17 protein-coding genes are annotated in these 16,887 nt (G+C 68.3%); 9 read left to right on the forward strand and 8 right to left on the reverse strand.

All coding sequences use genetic code 11. The annotated features are described in order from the left end of the window. Positions 1–23: 23 nt before the first annotated feature. Complete coding sequence (locus AB0C30_RS15955; RefSeq protein ID WP_357944585.1) at positions 24–1,217, reverse strand: hypothetical protein; 1,194 nt, start codon at positions 1,215–1,217, stop codon at positions 24–26. Positions 1,218–1,219: 2 nt separating this feature from the next. Next, on the reverse strand, positions 1,220–3,175 hold the full coding sequence (locus tag AB0C30_RS15960) for a protein kinase (protein WP_357943877.1): 1,956 nt from the start codon (positions 3,173–3,175) through the stop codon (positions 1,220–1,222). A gap of 71 nt (positions 3,176–3,246) precedes the next feature. Here AB0C30_RS15960 and rsmA point away from each other — a divergent pair, with 71 nt between their 5' ends. Together rsmA and AB0C30_RS15970 are read left to right on the forward strand one after the other, a co-directional pair. Next, positions 3,247–4,110: a 16S rRNA (adenine(1518)-N(6)/adenine(1519)-N(6))-dimethyltransferase RsmA gene (gene rsmA, locus AB0C30_RS15965; protein WP_357944588.1), complete on the forward strand. Its 864-nt coding sequence runs from the start codon at positions 3,247–3,249 to the stop codon at positions 4,108–4,110. 226 nt (positions 4,111–4,336) lie between these two features. Further along, the gene (locus tag AB0C30_RS15970) at positions 4,337–5,458 is read left to right on the forward strand and encodes an IS630 family transposase (protein ID WP_357943879.1); all 1,122 of its coding nucleotides are present in this window, start codon (positions 4,337–4,339) and stop codon (positions 5,456–5,458) included. A gap of 23 nt (positions 5,459–5,481) precedes the next feature. Here the strand turns inward: AB0C30_RS15970 and AB0C30_RS15975 are convergent, their stop codons facing one another. Then, positions 5,482–6,021, reverse strand: coding sequence for a GNAT family N-acetyltransferase (locus tag AB0C30_RS15975; RefSeq protein ID WP_357943881.1), 540 nt, complete (start codon positions 6,019–6,021; stop codon positions 5,482–5,484). A 1,173-nt stretch (positions 6,022–7,194) separates the two neighbouring features. On the opposite strand from AB0C30_RS15975, the gene AB0C30_RS15980 reads away from it, so the two are divergent. After that, positions 7,195–7,566, forward strand: a complete 372-nt coding sequence (locus AB0C30_RS15980; protein ID WP_357943883.1) for an NlpC/P60 family protein — start codon at positions 7,195–7,197, stop codon at positions 7,564–7,566. A 115-nt stretch (positions 7,567–7,681) separates the two neighbouring features. Here the strand turns inward: AB0C30_RS15980 and AB0C30_RS15985 are convergent, their stop codons facing one another. After that, entirely contained in the window at positions 7,682–8,416 is a 735-nt protein-coding gene (locus tag AB0C30_RS15985; protein ID WP_357944591.1) for an arginase family protein, read from the reverse strand. A 485-nt stretch (positions 8,417–8,901) separates the two neighbouring features. Between AB0C30_RS15985 and AB0C30_RS15990 the strand changes: the two genes are divergently transcribed. Next, a complete protein-coding gene (locus AB0C30_RS15990; RefSeq protein WP_357943885.1) occupies positions 8,902–9,096 on the forward strand; it encodes a hypothetical protein in 195 nt (64 codons plus the stop codon). A gap of 2 nt (positions 9,097–9,098) precedes the next feature. After that, positions 9,099–9,416, forward strand: coding sequence for a hypothetical protein (locus AB0C30_RS15995; RefSeq protein ID WP_357943887.1), 318 nt, complete (start codon positions 9,099–9,101; stop codon positions 9,414–9,416). An 85-nt stretch (positions 9,417–9,501) separates the two neighbouring features. On the opposite strand, the gene AB0C30_RS16000 is transcribed toward AB0C30_RS15995, so the two are convergent. Together AB0C30_RS16000 and AB0C30_RS16005 are read right to left on the reverse strand one after the other, a co-directional pair. Then, the gene (locus AB0C30_RS16000; protein WP_357943888.1) at positions 9,502–9,861 is read right to left on the reverse strand and encodes a hypothetical protein; all 360 of its coding nucleotides are present in this window, start codon (positions 9,859–9,861) and stop codon (positions 9,502–9,504) included. Between the two features lie 206 nt (positions 9,862–10,067). Further along, a complete protein-coding gene (locus AB0C30_RS16005) occupies positions 10,068–10,526 on the reverse strand; it encodes a hypothetical protein (RefSeq protein WP_357943890.1) in 459 nt (152 codons plus the stop codon). Between the two features lie 326 nt (positions 10,527–10,852). Here AB0C30_RS16005 and AB0C30_RS16010 point away from each other — a divergent pair, with 326 nt between their 5' ends. Both AB0C30_RS16010 and AB0C30_RS16015 read left to right on the forward strand, forming a co-directional pair. Next, the gene (locus AB0C30_RS16010; protein ID WP_357943892.1) at positions 10,853–11,197 is read left to right on the forward strand and encodes a hypothetical protein; all 345 of its coding nucleotides are present in this window, start codon (positions 10,853–10,855) and stop codon (positions 11,195–11,197) included. A 91-nt stretch (positions 11,198–11,288) separates the two neighbouring features. Then, positions 11,289–12,191, forward strand: coding sequence for a 4-(cytidine 5'-diphospho)-2-C-methyl-D-erythritol kinase (locus tag AB0C30_RS16015; RefSeq protein ID WP_357943894.1), 903 nt, complete (start codon positions 11,289–11,291; stop codon positions 12,189–12,191). Positions 12,192–12,485: 294 nt separating this feature from the next. On the opposite strand, the gene AB0C30_RS16020 is transcribed toward AB0C30_RS16015, so the two are convergent. Both AB0C30_RS16020 and AB0C30_RS16025 read right to left on the reverse strand, forming a co-directional pair. Further along, a complete protein-coding gene (locus AB0C30_RS16020; protein ID WP_357943896.1) occupies positions 12,486–13,457 on the reverse strand; it encodes a CU044_5270 family protein in 972 nt (323 codons plus the stop codon). Further along, positions 13,457–14,020, reverse strand: coding sequence for an RNA polymerase sigma factor (locus AB0C30_RS16025; RefSeq protein ID WP_357943898.1), 564 nt, complete (start codon positions 14,018–14,020; stop codon positions 13,457–13,459). Before AB0C30_RS16025 ends, AB0C30_RS16020 begins: the two co-directional genes overlap by 1 nt. 323 nt (positions 14,021–14,343) lie before the next feature. Here AB0C30_RS16025 and AB0C30_RS16030 point away from each other — a divergent pair, with 323 nt between their 5' ends. Both AB0C30_RS16030 and AB0C30_RS16035 read left to right on the forward strand, forming a co-directional pair. Beyond that, positions 14,344–14,658, forward strand: a complete 315-nt coding sequence (locus tag AB0C30_RS16030; RefSeq protein WP_357943900.1) for a hypothetical protein — start codon at positions 14,344–14,346, stop codon at positions 14,656–14,658. Positions 14,659–15,066: 408 nt separating this feature from the next. Further along, positions 15,067–16,866 (forward strand): ABC-F family ATP-binding cassette domain-containing protein, encoded by a 1,800-nt coding sequence (locus tag AB0C30_RS16035; protein ID WP_357943902.1) that lies wholly within the window; start codon positions 15,067–15,069, stop codon positions 16,864–16,866. The last annotated feature ends 21 nt before the right edge of the window (positions 16,867–16,887 follow it).

The following is a 16,887-nucleotide window of genomic DNA, read 5'->3' on the forward strand; positions in this document are numbered from 1 at the left end:
GGACGCTGGGGAAGTCGGCTGGATCAACCGGCGATCGATGTGCCGAAGTCGGCTCCCTTGGGCGGTTGGAGCGGCCGCAGCTCATCGGAGTTGCGGGCCAGCACCATGACCTTGCCGGTCGAGACGGCGTCGGGCTGGCCGATGTAGAGCTTGTTGCCGCTGTAGGCCAGCGACCAGCCGAACAGGCCGTCCGATGTCGGGAGCCTCTTGTCCTCGGCCTCGTTCTTGAGCGACAGCACCCGTACAGCTCCCTCGTAGGGCGAGCCGACGGCCACCCGGCCCTCTGCCGAGGCGGCCAGCGAGAAGCCGAACCCGGCGCCCTGCCCCACCCGCCTCGTCGGGCGCATGGCCTGGTCGTAGAGCTGGACGTAGCCACGGCCCGGCGCGGTCACCGCGAACCCGGCCCCCTCGGCGTACGCCACCGCGTAGCCGTACCTGTCTCCGGCCTCCTTGGTGGGCGAGTCGACCTTGATCCCCGAGAGCCTCGGCGCCAGCGCGTTGTCGATGCGGACCGCGGCCCCCGAGTCGGACTTGCCCTGGTCGACCTGGCGGCCGGCGCCGTCGTCGTTCTCGTACGGGACACCGACGAGCAGGCTGTTGCCCGGCCCGACCGCCACCGACCAGCCGAACTGATCGCCCACTTCGCCGTTACCCGGCACCTCCACCGAGTCCTGATTTATCCGGATAAGCCGACCCGGGCCCTGGCGTACGTAGACGGAGCCCGCGTCGGCGATCTGGGCCTGGTCTTCGTACGGCGCGCCGATCGCCACCACGTCGCCCCTTGCGGCCAAAGACCAGCCGAAGTGGGCGTTGCGCTGCGGCTCGGGAGCCGTCAGGCGTTCCGGTCCCTTGCTGTTCCCGCCGTACACGACATAGACCGCACCCGCGTCCCTGACACCGTCCACATCGGCGTAGGGCGCGCCCACCACCAGGTCGGCGCAGGGATTGCCGGGGTCGATCTTGGCCAGCGTCACCGACCAGCCGAGCGCGTCGCCCTCGATGGCGGGCACCGGCACGGGGATCACCTTGTCCCCGGAGAGGATGTACACCGCGCCCTTGCCGTCGTTGGCGAACGGATCGCCGACCGCCACGTCCTCCACGCCGTCGCCGTCGAAGTCGCTCGTACCCGAGCACGCGGCCTTCTCGGCGGCGGCCGTCGCCGCGGTGCTCATGCCGCCTATGAGGACGGCCAGCGCCAGAAGCGCCGAACCGATCATCTTCACAACCGGACCTCGATCTGGTTACCGTTCTTGAGCCTGGTCGCGATGAGTTGTACCGGTTTGCGGTACAGCGGCAGGTCGAACACGAACGCGTTGTCGATGCGGTCACCCGCGGTGATCGCCGCCGGGAACGCGGGCTCCACCGGGTCGTGACGCCCGCCCTTGTCGTCGAGCAGCGAGACGATCGGGTCGCCGATCTCCTGGCGCTCGCCGCCGGGGTTCAGCATCGTCCAGCGGACCACGCACAGCTGGCCCAGGCTCTGCGTCTTGCCCTCGTACTCCTTCAGACCGCATTGCGGGGCAGCCGCGACGATGAGCTGCGGGTCGTCGAAGGACTTGCCGAGGGCGAACCGGTGACCGAGGTCGTTGGGCCGCGCCGAGGCGGAGGCCGTCTGGGTCTGCGACTGGACGGGCAGCGTGGTGTTGCGGCTGGAGGTCACGATGAGGACGGCGAAGGTGACGGCGATGGCCGCCACGGCCGCGGCTGCCGCGATGAGCCAGCGGGTGCTCAGGGACCGTCCGGGGGCCGGGGCCTGGGTGTCGTCCGAGGACAGCGCCTCTGCCTGGAGCCCCGGATTCGTCTGGCTACCCTGTACGTTCAGCTCCTCCTGACGGACCTGAGCCTGGGCCTGGACCTGAGCCTGGTCCGGCTGCCGCGTCTGCTCGGGTAAGCGGGCCTGCTCCTTCTTGGCGCTCGGCTTCTTGAGCAGCGCTTTCTTGGCGGTCGGCTGCTGAGGGGCGGGCACCTCCCAGCGCGCCAGCTCCTCGCGAGCCGCCTGCTCCTCCCGGCGAGCCAACTCCTGCAGATCGGGCTGCTCCTGCCCTGGCGACGACTGTGCCTGGAACGCCTGATGCCTCTGCGCCCCCGCCTGTGACCCAGGCTGTGAGCCCGGTTGTGACCCCGGTTGTGACCCCGGCGTCGCCTCCGGCCGAGATGGGGGCTGGGACGGGTCGGTCGCCACGGCCGGCCCCTTGGCTGTGGTGTCGCTGGGCGGCGGCGTGGCGAACGTGGCCGTGATGTCGGGCTCGTTCACCACGTTCTGCGGCGGCTCCCAGTCGTCGAGCAGCCCGGGAGCCACCAGAGTCGGCGGATCGACCGCCGGTGCCGCCGATGTCGCCGCAGGGGCGGGCGCAGCGCCTCCGACCAGGGCGATCAGCAGGTCCTGGGCGCTGGGCCGCTGAGCCGGATCCATGTCGGTAGCCCGCCGGACCAGCTCATCGAGCGGCGCGGGCAGAGCGCCCAGGTCCGGCGGCGCGTTCAGTACGCGCGTCGCGAGCGTGATGGGGTCGCCGCGCCCGAACGGGTGGCGCCCATTACCGGCGTACGCGATCAGGCAGCCCCAGGCGAAGATGTCGACGGCGGGAGTGACCGTTTCCCCCCGTACCTGCTCGGGCGCCCACCAGCCGGGGCTGCCCAGCAGCTCACCGGACATGGTGAACCCGGTCTCCCTGTCGAGCGCCCTGGCGATGCCGAAGTCGATCACTCGCGGCCCGGACAGCGACAATATGACATTGGCCGGCTTGAGATCCCTGTGCACCAGCCCGGCGACGTGGATCGCCGCCAGCGCCGCCGCGACTCCCAGCGCGACGCCGTGCAGCGGCCCCGGGTCCAGCGCGCCGTACTTGGCGATCTGGTCCGACAACGGGGTGCCGCCGATGTATTCGGTCACCATGTACGGGCGGCTGTCGCCAGTGTTGCCGTTGTCCAGCACCTGGGCCGTACAGAACGATGCCACCCGTCGCGCGTTCTCCACCTCGGCGTGAAAGCGGTCCGCGAACCCCTGCTGGTTGGCGAACTCGGCCTTCACCACCTTGACCGCGACAAACCGCCCCGTCGGTGCCCTGGCCAGGAACACCGTACCCATGCCGCCCTCGCCGAGTCGGCCGAGCAGCCGGTACGGGCCGATTTCCCGCAGATCCGTCGGGCGGAGCGGCGCGGCGCCCGTTGGCTCCATCAAGGACGTCCCTTCCTGTTCCACGCCCATCCTCCCCTGTGGTGCCCCCATCCGCCATCGCAGGTTCTTCGATGCGGGAGACTGGTTGGATGATGAGCCTGTTGGGCCCTGCAGAAATACGTATTTTGGCGGATAAGCTAAATCTTCGTCCGACGAAAAAGCTAGGCCAAAACTTCGTGATCGACGCGGGAACCGTGCGGCGCATCGTCAGAGTGGCCTCACTGGCCCCAGACGACGTGATCATAGAGGTGGGCCCCGGCCTCGGCTCTCTCACCCTCGCACTGCTCCCCGAGGCCCAGCATGTGGTGGCCGTCGAGATCGACCCCGTACTCGCGGGCCAGCTCCCGCTGACTGTGGCGGGCCGCGGTCTCGGCGACAAGCTCACGGTCGTGGAGGCCGACGCCATGCGCATCACCTCCGCCGACCTGCTGGGCCACACGCCCACCGCCCTGGTCGCGAACCTTCCGTACAACGTCGCGGTCCCGGTGGTCCTGCACCTGCTGCAAGTGCTGCCGTCACTGCGCAAGGGCCTCGTGATGGTCCAGTCGGAAGTGGCCGACCGCCTCGCGGCCGGCCCCGGGTCGAAGGTGTACGGGGTGCCGTCGGTGAAGGCCGCCTGGTACGCGGATGTACGGCGAGCAGGCCCGGTGGGGCGGACGGTTTTCTGGCCCGCACCGAACGTGGATTCCGGCCTCGTCTCCATGGCCCGCCGGGACCCGCCCGAGACCTCAGCCTCGCGCGAGGAGGTGTTCGCGGTGATCGACGCCGCATTCGCACAGCGCCGCAAAACGCTGCGGGCCGCCCTCGCATCCTGGGCCGGCAGTCCGGCGGAGGCCGAAATCGCCTTGCGGGCGGCCGGGGTGGACCCGTCCGCGCGGGGGGAGCAGCTCGACGTGACTGCCTTCGCCCGAATCGCCGAGGCCAAGTCCTCGTAGAGCGGGCGGGTACGGCTCGCAAGCCTCGGGCGATCGGCGCGCTTGAGAGGGTCCGCCCCCGTGGAGATCCGCGCCCGAGGGGGGACAGGTGCCCGAGGGGACTGGTGCCCGGGGGGACTGGTGTCCGAGGGCCCGCGTGCTTAGTGCTCCGACCGCATAGGTTCGCCGTGGTGGCGGTTGTGGCGGTTGGATGTGCGATGACGTCCATTCAACCGCTGGAGGCGCGGTGGCTGAGCCTGTCCGTGTGCGCAGACTGACCGACCAGGAGGGGCAGAAGCTGCAGCAGATTGTGCGGCGGGGCAGCGCGAGTTCGGTGCGCTATCGGCATGCGATGATGCTGCTGGCCTCGGCCGGCGGGAACCGTGTTCCGGTGATCGCCCAGCTGGTGCAGGCTGACGAGGACACGGTGCGGGATGTGATCCACCGGTTCAACAAGATCGGTCTGGCCTGTCTGGACCCTCGGTGGGCGGGAGGCCGTCCCCGCCTGCTCAGCCCTGACGACGAGGACTTCGTCGTCCGGACGGCCGCCACCCGCCCCACCAAGCTCGGCCAGCCCTTCACCCGCTGGTCGATCCGCAAGCTCGCCGCTTACCTGCGGAAGATACACGGACGCATCATCCGCGTCGGCCGGGAAACGTTACGCTGCCTGCTGTTGCGCCGCGGTATCACCTTCCAGCGCACCAAGACCTGGAAGGAATCGCCCGACCCGGATCGCGACGCCAAGCTCGACCGCATCGAGCAAGTGCTGGACCGTTTCCCCGACCGCGTCTTCGCCTTCGACGAGTTCGGGCCGCTGGGGATCCGGCCCACCGCGGGCTCCTGCTGGGCCAAGCAGGGCAAGCCCGACCGCCTGCCGGCGACCTACCGCCGCACCCACGGCGTCACCTACTTCCACGGCTGCTACTCCGTCGGCGACGACCGCCTCTGGGGCGTCAACCACCGCCGCCAAGGCACCGCCAACACTCTGGCCGCGCTGAAGTCGATCCGCGCTGCCCGACCCGACGGCGCCCCGATCTACATCATCCTGGACAACCTCTCCGCCCACACCGGCGCGTACATCCGCCGCTGGGCGAAGAAGAACAAGGTCGAGCTGTGTTTCACCCCGACCTACGCTTCCTGGGCCAACCCGATCGAGCCCCACTTCGGTCCGCTGCGCCAGTTCACCCTGGCCAACTCCAACCACCGCAGCCATCCCGCGCAGACCCGGGCCCTGCACGCCTATCTGCGCTGGCGCAACACCAACGCCCGCCACCCCGACGTACTCGCCGCCCAACGCAAGGAACGCGCCCGCATCCGCAGCGAGAAAGGCATCCGCTGGGGCGGACGCCCCGTCGCCGCCGCAGCCTGATCAAACGATCCCAGCGGAGAACGTCAGATCCTCGCACTACGGGCGATGCGGTACAGCACGTTCGGACGCAGTGGCCCTTCGGGCTCGGTGGGGTCGTCGAAGTCGTCGGCCGGGTTCCGGGTCATGCCGATCCGGCGCATCACCGCCTGGGAACGAAGGTTGGTGGCCGTTGTGACAGCGAGGATCTCAGGAAGCTCAAGAGCGTCGAAGCCGTGGGCCAGGACTGTCAGCGCAGCTTCGGTAGCGTAGCCCTGGCCCCAGGCCGAGCGGGCGAGCCGCCAGCCGATCTCCACTCCTGTGAACGGCATGTGGTCGTCCACTTCATCCAAGCCTGCGAAGCCGATGAACTCGCCCGTGGCCTCCTCCTCAACCGCCCACCACCCGTAGCCTCGCTGGTCGAACTCGGCCTGAAATCGCGACACGGAGGCATCGCTTTGTTCGCGGGTAAGCAGGTCACCCAAGTGCTCCCGGACCTCGGGATCGGCATTCATCGCCGCCCATGGTTCAAGGTCGGAGTCACGCCATCGGCGCAAGATGAGGCGATCGGTGCGCAGTTCAGCCATGCAGCCCAGCCAACATGAGCTCTGTGCCCGAGGCAATCACTTTTCTTCTGCGTGACACCGCCACCCAGAAACACAGATCCGCTCTCAGGGTGAACGAAGCGACCATCGACCCGGCGAACCTATGCGGTCAGAGCATTAGGCGATCGGACTTCGGGGCCTGGAAGCCACAAAAGCCATCCCCGGCCACCCCGGTTATCCACAGAGGGTCGCCTCCACAACTCCGGTTATCCACAGAACCCCGCTCGGCTCCCCGCCCCCAAGCCCGATCGCAAGATCCTGGGGCCTCCGTTCCGCACGTCGCAGGAGGCCCACATGACCCCCCACTCCGCCCCGACCCGCCGCTTCGGCCTGGCCCCCCGCTCCGCCCTGCCCCGCCGCTTCGGCTTGACCTTCCACTCTGACCTGGGTACTCGCTTCAGCCCGGCCACCCGCCCCGCCCCGACCCCTCACCCCGACCTGGGAATCCGCTCCAGCCCAGCCACCCACTCCGGCCTGAACATCCGCTCCAGCTCGGCCACTAGCCCCGCCGCGAGCACCAGCCCCGCTCTGAACACCCGCTCTGCCCTGGACCCTCGCCCCGCCCTGACTCTCCGCCCTGTTCTTACCGGGCTCGCGGTCGGAGGAGGCACGCTCGCGGCGCTCCTCGCATTCCCCAACACGGCTGTCGCCGCGAGCACCAGCGCGACCTCACTCAAGCCACCAACCAATCAGTGCTTCCACCTGATCGCCCTACCCACCAAACCCGTGAACGGCGCACGCGATACGAGCCCCGTGAATGCCGGACGCGATACGAGCCTCGCTAACGGCGGACGCAATACGAGCCCCGCGAACAGCGGACACGATACGAGGCTCTCCCAGGACGTCGCGCCAGAGACACTTTTGGCCCTGCCTCCTGAGGGCGTGGACCATTTTGATGGCGCAGACAATCCCGGTGGCGCGGACCAGCAGCCCATCTATGTCCTCATCCCCCTACCCCCAAAAGCCTGCCCCGCCCTCAACCCTCCGGCCACAATCCCCGGAGACCCCGGAGACCCCGGAGACCCCGGAGACCCCGGAGACCCCGGAGACCCCCGAGACACACCGCCCAAGCCAAGACCCACCAAGCCTGGAATCAAGCCTAGGACTAAGCCCCGGACCAAGGGCGACATCGCGGCGGCAGCCGCCATCGACCAGTTGGGCACCCCGTTCTCGTGGGGCGGCGGCACCCCGTCAGGCCCCACCACAGGCATAGGCAGGGGAGCCCACACCAAGGGCTTTGACTGCAGCGGCCTGACCCTCTACGCCTGGTCCAAAGCCGGCACAAGGCTCGGTCACTACACAGGCACCCAGTTCCGCCAGGGCCGCAGAGTCACACTCGGCGAGCTACGCAAGGGCGACCTGGTCTTCTTCGGTGGCGGCACCGGCGACCCCACACACGTCGGCCTAAACCTCGGGGGCGGCGTAATGATCCACGCCCCCAAAACCGGCGACGTGGTCAGAAGAACCCCGTTCCTGACCTCCACCTACTATCGCCCCCTATACCGAGGCGCCGTACGCCCAGGCTGACCCCGACAGCCGAGAGCACCCCCGAGCCACCCCTGGCCCTCACCACCGCACGAGGACCAGTTCTTGTTTTCGGGCCGCACCCATCCCCCGGATTCGCCGGGTGCGGCCCGGCTCCTCAAGCACGAGCGCAGACTTTGACCAACTTCTCGACCAGAGGCGCGAGCAACTCCTGATCCTCGGGCCTGCCCGGCTCATACTCCACGATCCCCAGCCCTGCCACTTCGAACCGCTCCGCCACCGCGCTGACCAGTCCAAGCAACCCATCAGGTCGCATCCCGCCCGGCGCCGGCGTCCCCACGCTGGCGAACACCTCCGGATCCAGTACATCAAGATCGATATGTAGATAGACGACCTTCTCCTCGAATCCACGCTCCTTCGGAAAGCCGCCCCGCTCCCGATCGAAACCAGCTGAAGCGATCGCATCGACCAGCGTCGCGGAGTCCGGCATGCCCAGGTGGCACACCCCACTCGCCTCAACGAACGCACCCTCGGCCGGATCGAGATCCCGCACCCCGGCGAGCACGATCTGCCACGGACGGACCGGTTCCTCTGGCACCAGCCCCTCCGGTCCTTCACCGGTGAGGGCCCGCAGCACCATCCCGTGAAACGCCCCAGAGGGTGAGGAGGACGGCGTATTGAGATCCCCATGAGCATCGAACCAGACGACCACCAGCCGATCCCCGTACGTTCGCCGAGCCGCCGCCACCGGCTCCAACTCGACCCCGCAATCACCTCCAGCAGTGACCATGAGCCCCTCGCCCACTTGCGACATCACCGCCCGCACTCGAGAAGCCGTGATAACCAGATCATCATCGACTTGCACACGCAGTCGCCGCCTCGCAGGCACCATCCCGGCCACCAACTGGGCCCCCTCCCGAAGCCGCTCCGCCGTAGCAGACCCCGACCCCCGCCACTGCGGCACCTCAACAACCGTCACTTCCGACAAAACGCCCTCTTTCTCTCCAAAAGGCCTTATTTCCCCCAATCTAACGTCGTCAAGGTCGAGTCACTTGGCGCCATACTTCACGCGGTCTGTGCCTTCCGGGTGGTGTCCCGCCGAGCAGCGAATCAACGATGTAGTGACACGTCATCTACCAGGCCGCATGAGGGGCTGGTTTTCGGTCGCTGAACACACCTGGGACCGCGATCGCCCGCGACGCGCTCACCCCGGTAACGGGCGACTGTTACGCACGGTTCCGTGGGAGCTCAAGGCTGCGATTGTTACGCACGGTTCCGTGGGAGCTCAGGGCTGCGATGTCCTGGGTCGCCCGACCTTCTGATCTTCACATCTTCTTAGTCGGCGCTGATGGTGATCTATCGCATAGTTGAGGACCGGTGGCGGGATTCGGCACGGTCGGCACCCCGCATCCGGCCTTGATCGGTGCCGCCGGGACGACTAGCCTGATCGCCGAGTTGCTGGAAGGCGGGGCCGAGGCGATCACCTCGGGCGGGAAGAGCCCCGACCACGATGAGCTGCTCGACCACGATGAGCTGCTCGACCACGACGCCATGGAGTTCGGGACCGACTGACGATGAGCGCGGAAGAGGATTTCAAGCAGGTCGGCGCCGAGCTTGCCGACCTAGGTGTACGGATCTCCAGGATGATGGGGAGTCCCGCGCTCAAAGATCAGGCGGGGAAGGTGTTCGCGAGCCTGCAGCGCGACGGCGCGATGGTGTTCCGGCTGGTCAGGGACACCCCCGAACACGCAGCCGCGCTCCAGCTGGCCGGGGCGTTCCTGTTCGACCCCTCGGAGCAGGGCAGGGTGATGAAGGACTGGGTGGTCGTGCCCCACTCCTCGGTCGAGAAATGGACGGATCTGGCCGAGGCTGCCCTCAGCCGTCCCCGCTGATCATTGGGCCACGTCGACGGTGTGGCGGCGGGCGCCCGAGTCGGGCAGGACGCGGAGCACGGCCGTCGGCGAGGTTGGCTTGCCGCTAGCGCAGCCACCTCAGAGCTGCGTCGGCGCAGTCCTCGGGGCTGCTGTTGAAGGCGATGGCCGCGTTGGGCGCGTGCTGCCGGACCAGGTTGACCGCCTTCTCGAAGAGTTCGAGCAACGGCTCGTGCTTGCGGATGCCGCCCCCGATCACCACGCAGACGTAGTCTTTGCGGGTCAGGGCCTCCACGATCGCTCCTTCGGGGTTCTCGTCAAGTGCCAACAGGCACCAGTCGGCCTCGATACCATGATCGTCGAAACGGGCCTGACCGCGTGCCATCGCCGCCTGAACTGGCTCCGGATCCCAGCCCTGGATCTTGGCGGGATCGAGGCCGACCACCAGTACTTGTGCCACTGTCACGCGTCCTCCTTCTCAAAGAACGTTCTGCCAGCGCGATGGTTGAAGGTGATGTCTGGGCGCATCCAACATTGTCGACCTCCTCCAGAGGGCGCCACGTTATCCCGATCTTGCCACGCGCTTCTCGACATGCTCTCGTCAGAGTGGCAGGACATCGCGCCAGATGCTGGGTACTGAGTCGGCTGCGGCTGTAAGCCCGCATGGACACCTCAGGCCAGGGCCGAGATCTCGATCCGGGTGTGGTCGGTGGGGTCCACCAGGCACGACAGCACGACGTTCCCCCGCTCCAGGTGTTCCCCCATGGACGAGCTGAGCCGGGCTGTGCGCTCGATCTCGTACGGGCTGCCGCCCTGAGGGGTTACGCGAAGCCGCAGCAGCCAGATGTAACGTCCGTTGAACTTGTTGGACGTCTCCTCAATCCTCAGGACCGCCGCGTTGCACGGCACCGCGACCGCGCGCTCCTCCGGCGTGAAGGTTCGCAGCGCGGCGGATTCCATGCTCGCGAACGAGATGGAGCCCATGGCGAGCAGCCCCGCGCCCAGGAGGAGGAACATCGCGCTGACGTACGCCCCGACCCGGGTGTGCGGCTTTCGCCGCAACACGAGGAACAACACCACGGCCACGATCACTGCGATCACGGCGAGTGTCCCGAAGACGATCGATGGCATCGTTCTTCCTCACGCTGAGAGGCGGAGCCTGGCAGCCGGCCTTGTCCGTTCCGATGTCGATAGTTGATCAGATGTCGCTTGCATGGTGGCTGCAGCCCGCATGATCGCGTAGCTCCTCTCGTCTGCGGCACTCGCGCGACATTCCGCCAAGCGGGCCGGAGGAGCCCTCAGCGCAATGGCAACGCCGGCGACTGGCACCGCGGTCGCGGGCGTCCGCCCCGCGAGTGAACATTTCGGCCGCCGCGCGTCTGCTGGAGCCGCACCCGTTACCAGCCGGTCTCGGCGGCGGCATCGTCGTCCTGTTCCAGGCCAGAGGAGAGCTGCCTATGTCGCGTCGATCCGAGCAGAGCGCCGCCGCATGCGCCAGCTACGCCGCCTGCCTGGCGTCCGGTTACGCCGCCTGCCTGGCGTCCAGCTACGCCGACCGCGTGGCCCAGACGCTCGCCGTGCCCGTCGATGACCTGACCGGCCCGACAGCAGGCAGCATCGTGGTGAGGTCCATCGCCGCGTACCTCGTCGATCAAAGTCCATCCCTCATCGGCGACGTCTCCACGCGCCATGGCGATGGTCTACCAGGATCGCCGACCGCAGCGCCGGAGAATCGCCCCCTCGGGTACGGGTGTTGCATCGGTCCCGTACAGGCGTCACCACTTCTGCCGAGAATCATGTGAGCGGGAAGCGAGCCCCTATAGGCTCGAGTGTCCTCGACAAGCTCGAGAAGAGTCCTCAACCTCGGCAAACGACGAAAGTGACAGAAGATCGATGAGCTCGGTTACCGTACGGGTGCCCGCGAAGGTCAACGTGCAGCTATCCGTCGGACCGCTTCGGGAAGACGGCTATCACGACCTGGTCAACGTCTTCCACGCCGTATCGATCTTCGACGAAGTGGTCGCCAACGAGTCCGAGTCGATCACTGTCACGGTGGGGGGCAACTGGGCGGACCGGGTCCCGATCGATAACGAGAACCTGGCGATTCAGGCCGCGAGAGCCCTGGCCAAGCACGCGGGCCGCACCTATGGCGCGGCGTTGGTGATCCACAAGGCGATCCCCGTGGCCGGTGGCATGGCCGGGGGAAGCGCGGACGCGGCGGGGGCTCTGGTGGCGTGCAACGAGTTGTGGGGGCTTGGCCTGCCGTTCGACGACCTCATGGAGATCGCCGGCGACCTGGGAAGTGACGTACCCTTCTCGCTGCTCGGAGGCACGGCGGTGGGGATCGGGCGGGGTGAGCAGCTCAGCGAGTTGCCGACCGGCGGCCGGTTTCACTGGGTGTTCGCGGTGGCGGAGGGCGGACTGTCGACGGCCGCCGTCTATGCCGAGTGCGACCGGCTTCGTGCCGCGACCGGTGCGGAGACCCCCTGGCCGCAGCTGAGCGACCCTCTGCTGGAGGCGCTCGGCGCCGGGGACGCCCGCAAGCTGGGCGCGTACCTCACCAACGACCTCCAGCCCGCTGCCCTGACGCTCCGCCCTCAGCTGGCCGACACCCTCGAAGCCGGTCGCCAGTACGGCGCGCTCGGCGCGATCGTCTCCGGCTCCGGTCCGACCTGCGCCTTCCTCGCGACCGACGCCGCCCACGCCGACCGCCTGGCCGCCGCCCTCACCACGTCCGGCATCACCCGCACCGCGATCCCCGCTCACGGCCCTGTCCCAGGCGCCGTGGTGGTCTGACGTCATCGTTCGGCCGGGCGGTTCGTTGGACAGCTCGATCTCGACGGCCAGGTCACCCAGAACCTCCTCCTCCAGCCCCTAGGTGCGGCGGATGCAGGCCCGCCCCTAGCCGGCTGCTGGCCCGGGGCTGGTCCGAGCTGGTCCGGGCTGGTCCGGGGCTGGTCCGGGGCTGTTGGTAATGACTTTCTCAGGTCGGGAGCCAGGGGTGAGAGGCGGATGCCTGTGCCGCGACCCAGGGCGGTCGGATGGACCGCCGCCCTGGGTCTCGCTGCCGTCAGCCTGCTTCCGAGGTGATCAGGAGCGTTGGCCGGGCTGGTTCACGATCTTGGCTTCGAGCTGGGCGGTCAGGCCCACCGTGCCCGCCTTGAAGGTCTCCTTGCTGCCGCCGGCCCACTTGTAGGTCCGGTCCTTCAGCCGCGTCGAGTTGGTGCCCAGGTAGCGGAAAGTCTCCGGGTCCAGGATCAGGTAGCTGCGCGCCTCGGCGTCGGTGAGGCTGAACGCCACGCCTCGCCGTCCGTCGGCGACGGGCACATCCTGGGTCACCGTCATGCCCTTGATCGTGGGCAGCGCGCGGAAGAGCGCGGCCCGTACATCGGGGGCGAGCCACTGCTCGGTCATGAGCTGATTGATCTCCATGAAAAGCATCTCGGGCGGGACATGGCCGTTCAGCTCCTGCGGCCCCCGGCGGTCCTCGTCGAGGATGGCCGCCTTGATCTTGGTAATCACTCCGGCCGGGGTGACAGGGGGTTTGGCCAGCTCGGCCGGGTTCATGACCGCGCTGCCCTGGAACATCAACTTGCCGCCCTGGTACCAGGCCGACCGCTTGCCGTCCACGCTGGTCCACCGTTCCCAGGTGTCGCGCTGGTCTCGGTCGACGTCCCCTTCGACGCCGGCCAGCTGCAGTTCCTTGGTGTAGAGCCACTGGCCGGGGTCCGGGGCGGGCGTGGGGTCGTTCTCGGCCGCACGGGCGGCGCGCTCGCCCAGCTCGGCCACACCGGCCACGGGCGCCATGGCCGGCTGGTCCCTGAGCGCCACGACGGTCCCGCCGACGACCAGGGCCAGCGCCGCGGCCACAGCGAGCCGCCAGCCGAGCCTTCTCGCGCGGGTCGCGGTCGGCTTCCGTACGGCCCCCGGCTCGTGGATCGCCGACACTGGTCGTGCGGCTCCCGGCTCGTGGATCGCCGTCATCAGCCGTGCCCTGGCCGCATCCGCGGCTTCGGCGGTCATCGCCGGGGTGTTCCGGCGAAACTCCTTGATCGCGTTCATCACAGCTCCTCGCCCCCGAGCACGTTCCTGGCCTTCTTCCGCGCCCGGTGCAGCCGTGACCGTACGGTCCCCACCGAGATGTCCAGCGCCCGCGCCACCTCCTCGTACGACATGTCCTCCCATGCCACCAGCAGCAGCACGTCCCGATGCCCACGTGGCAGGGACGCCAGCGCCCCCGCCAGCTCACGATCCCTGCCCTGCGCCGTCACCCGGCGCGTCACGGTGTCGGCCAACTCCTCAGGCAGAGGGTCCACCCCGGTACGACTCAGCGCCCGCAGCAGTCGCTCCTCCTGCCGCCGATGCTTGGCGATCAACGTGGTGGCGATGCCGTACAGCCAGGGCCTGGCCAGCGTGAACGACGTGTCGTACGTCCCGCGCCTGCGGAAGGCGGCCAGGAACGTCTCGGCCACGATGTCGTCGGCGGCCTGCGTGCCGAGCCGCCGCGCCGCGTACAGGTGGATCTGCTTGGCGTAGCGGTCGAAAAGCGCGGCGAACTGCTCTGGGTCGTGCGCCGAACGACGGATCAGTTCTCCGTCGTCGATCTCGACAGTCTCAGCACTCAACGCCTCTCCTCCGTGAGTAGGTGGTTCACCGTGCTGTCTCCCGAAGGGCGTCACCCAGTTCCCAAGACACGTGGTTCCCGAAAGTCGTGACGCGGCGGAGCACGTGACGTCGCCGCCCGCAGGTGCCAGGCAATATCCCTTGCGGAGATGGGCGTGTCCAACGACCGCTCGTCTTCACCATGCCGGCCTCGTCGGCCGTCATCGTCCTGCTCCTGGTCCCGTCGCACCGTGCCAACTACCGCAAGTGGCGCAGCCGAAGGCGCCTGTCAAAGAATCGCGCTCCAACTTGTCAAGATCATCCCGACGCGCAATCATGAACGCCCGTGACGAAAAAGATCATTTCCACCGGTATCGGCATCGTTCTCGGGGCCGCCGCCCTCGTCGGCGTCAACGCCTCCCCCGCAGCCGCGGCGCTCAGCTGCTCCAAGACCGCGAGCACCGACCACTCCGTGAGCGTCAAGTGCACCGGCGGGCTTGGGACCTACTTCCGGGCCTACGGCTACTTCTGCTCCACCTCGAACTGCCAGTGGCAGCCGGGCAATCTGGTCAGAATGGGCGGCACGAGCAAGGCCACCAGTAACGGTTACTACAGCGGCGAGTGGGACAGGCACCAATGCGACAAGGCTGACGAATGCTGAGCCACCGGGCCTGGGCCTGTCTTCGAGGTCCGGGCCCGAAGGCGCTCTCGACCCGCTGATCCGCGCTACGTCGAGCGCCTCGAAGCCCGCCGCGGAGGTCCGCGCGGGGTGGGTGCTAGACGAGTGTTCCGAATATCTGCGGACATGGGGGGAGTGTGTCCGTGATCGCTGTTCTTCGTCGGCTTTCACGTTGACTTGCTCGCCCCATAGGTCGGGAGCACCGGGCCGGTCTGGGGTGTGCGGGCATGGTGATATCAGTGCATTAGGGCTGTTTTCGGGTGCTGCGCCCGGCGGGTGGTGGGTGTGAGGTCGACCGGGTGGTGGGTGTGAGGTCGGGCGGGTGACGGGTGTGAGGTCGGCCTGGTGCCGTCACCACAGCGCCTTTGAGGCCGATACCCTGGTAGGGCCATGAATCTGGTAAATCTCGAGTCTGTTTCCCATGCCTACGGGCCCAAACCGCTGCTCAACGACGTCTCCCTCGGGGTCGAGGTCGGCGAGCGCATAGGTGTCGTCGGACGTAACGGCGGCGGCAAGACCACGCTGCTGTCGGTGATCGCGGCGGACGTACGCCCGGACAGCGGCCGGGTCACCCATACCCGGGGGCTGCGGGTGGGCGTGCTGTCGCAGCATGACGCGCTCGATCCGGCGATGCCCATCCGGGAGATCGTGCTGGGTGAGAAGGCTGAGCACGAGTGGGCGGGGGATCAGGGCGTCCGCGAGATTCTCGGCAACCTCATCGGCGATCTCGATCTCGACGCCAAGGCGGGGGATCTGTCCGGTGGCGAGCGGCGGCGCACCGCGCTGGCCCAGCTGCTCATCGATGAGCACGACCTGATCATGCTCGACGAGCCCACGAACCATCTCGACATCGAGGCCATCGCCTGGCTGGCCGGTCATCTGGCCGGTCGCAAGAGCGCGCTGGTGGTCGTGACGCACGACCGGTGGTTCCTCGACGCGGTCTCCACCAGGACCTGGGAGGTCGTGGACGGGAGGGTCGAGCGATATGAGGGCGGTTACGCCGCTTACGTGCTCGCGAAGGCGGAGCGGGCGCGCATCGCCCAGGCCGCCGAGGAACGCCGCCAGAACCTGATGCGCAAGGAGATCGCCTGGCTGCGGCGCGGCCCGCCCGCCCGCACGTCGAAGCCGAAGTTCAGGGTGGAGGCCGCGCAGGCGCTGATCGCCGACGAGCCGCCGGCGCGGGAGAGCGTGGAGCTGCTGAGGTTCGCGGCGGTGCGGCTCGGCAAGACCGTCTACGACCTCGAAGACGTCACCCTGCACGCCGGTGGCCCCGGCAGCGGGCCGCTGGTGCTCGACGACTGCACCTGGCAGTTCGGGCCGGGCGACCGGGTCGGGCTGATCGGCGTCAACGGCTCCGGCAAGTCGTCCGTGCTCCGGCTGCTCGCCGACTCGGTCCAGCAGGACTCGGGGCGGATGATCAGGGGCAAGACGGTACGCCTGGCGCACCTGTCGCAGGAGCTGGCCGAGCTCGACCCCACCCGCCGGGTGTTGGAGACGGTCGAGGAGGTCCGCAAGTACATCCAGGTCGGCAAGAAGGAGTGGTCCGCCTCCCAGCTGCTCGAACGCCTGGGCTTCAAGGGCGAGGCGCAGTGGAAGGTCGTCGGCGACCTGTCGGGTGGCGAGCGGCGGCGGCTGCAGCTGCTCAGGCTCCTCATGGACGACCCCAATGTGCTGCTGCTCGACGAGCCGACCAACGATCTCGACATCGAGACGCTGAACGAGCTCGAAGACCTCCTCGACGGCTGGCCCGGCACCCTCATCCTGGTGAGCCACGACCGCTACTTCCTCGAACGCGTCACGGACAAATGTGTGGCGCTGTTGGGCAACGGCAAGCTCTCCTTCCTTCCGGGGGGCGTGGACGAATACCTGTCCCGCCGGGCCCAAGGCACCGCCCTGACGGCCCGGACGACCTCACCCCAGTCGTCGGCTCCCGCACCGATCCAGCCCGCGGCCCCTCAGGAGGGCATGTCGGCAAAGGAAGAACGCGAGCTGCGCAAGGAGCTCAACCGCCTCGAACGCCAGCTCGACCGGCTGGGCGACCAGGAAGCCAAGCTCCACGCGGCAATGGCGGACGCGGCCAGCGACTACGCCAAACTGGGCTCCCTGGACACCCAGCTCAGGGAGATCCTCGACCAGAAGGACACGGTCGAGGCCGAGTGGCTCGAACTCGCCGACCGCCTGGGCGACTGAAGCAGCCTGAACCGCAATGCG

The organism is Nonomuraea sp. NPDC048901, from assembly GCF_040649695.1.
In the GTDB taxonomy this organism is placed as follows: Bacteria; Actinomycetota; Actinomycetes; order Streptosporangiales; family Streptosporangiaceae; genus Nonomuraea.

Coding starts and splice junctions, on each gene's coding strand:
- AB0C30_RS16035 (WP_357943902.1), top strand. CDS start 15,067: ATGAATCTGGTAAATCTCGAGTCTGTTTCCCATGCCTACGGGCCCAAA.
- AB0C30_RS15960 (WP_357943877.1), bottom strand. CDS start 3,175: ATGGAGCCAACGGGCGCCGCGCCGCTCCGCCCGACGGATCTGCGGGAA.
- AB0C30_RS15955 (WP_357944585.1), bottom strand. CDS start 1,217: ATGATCGGTTCGGCGCTTCTGGCGCTGGCCGTCCTCATAGGCGGCATG.
- AB0C30_RS16020 (WP_357943896.1), bottom strand. CDS start 13,457: ATGAACGCGATCAAGGAGTTTCGCCGGAACACCCCGGCGATGACCGCC.
- AB0C30_RS15995 (WP_357943887.1), top strand. CDS start 9,099: ATGAGCGCGGAAGAGGATTTCAAGCAGGTCGGCGCCGAGCTTGCCGAC.
- rsmA (WP_357944588.1), top strand. CDS start 3,247: ATGCGGGAGACTGGTTGGATGATGAGCCTGTTGGGCCCTGCAGAAATA.
- AB0C30_RS15975 (WP_357943881.1), bottom strand. CDS start 6,021: ATGGCTGAACTGCGCACCGATCGCCTCATCTTGCGCCGATGGCGTGAC.
- AB0C30_RS16005 (WP_357943890.1), bottom strand. CDS start 10,526: ATGCCATCGATCGTCTTCGGGACACTCGCCGTGATCGCAGTGATCGTG.
- AB0C30_RS16015 (WP_357943894.1), top strand. CDS start 11,289: ATGAGCTCGGTTACCGTACGGGTGCCCGCGAAGGTCAACGTGCAGCTA.
- AB0C30_RS15985 (WP_357944591.1), bottom strand. CDS start 8,416: ATGGTGCCTGCGAGGCGGCGACTGCGTGTGCAAGTCGATGATGATCTG.
- AB0C30_RS16010 (WP_357943892.1), top strand. CDS start 10,853: ATGTCGCGTCGATCCGAGCAGAGCGCCGCCGCATGCGCCAGCTACGCC.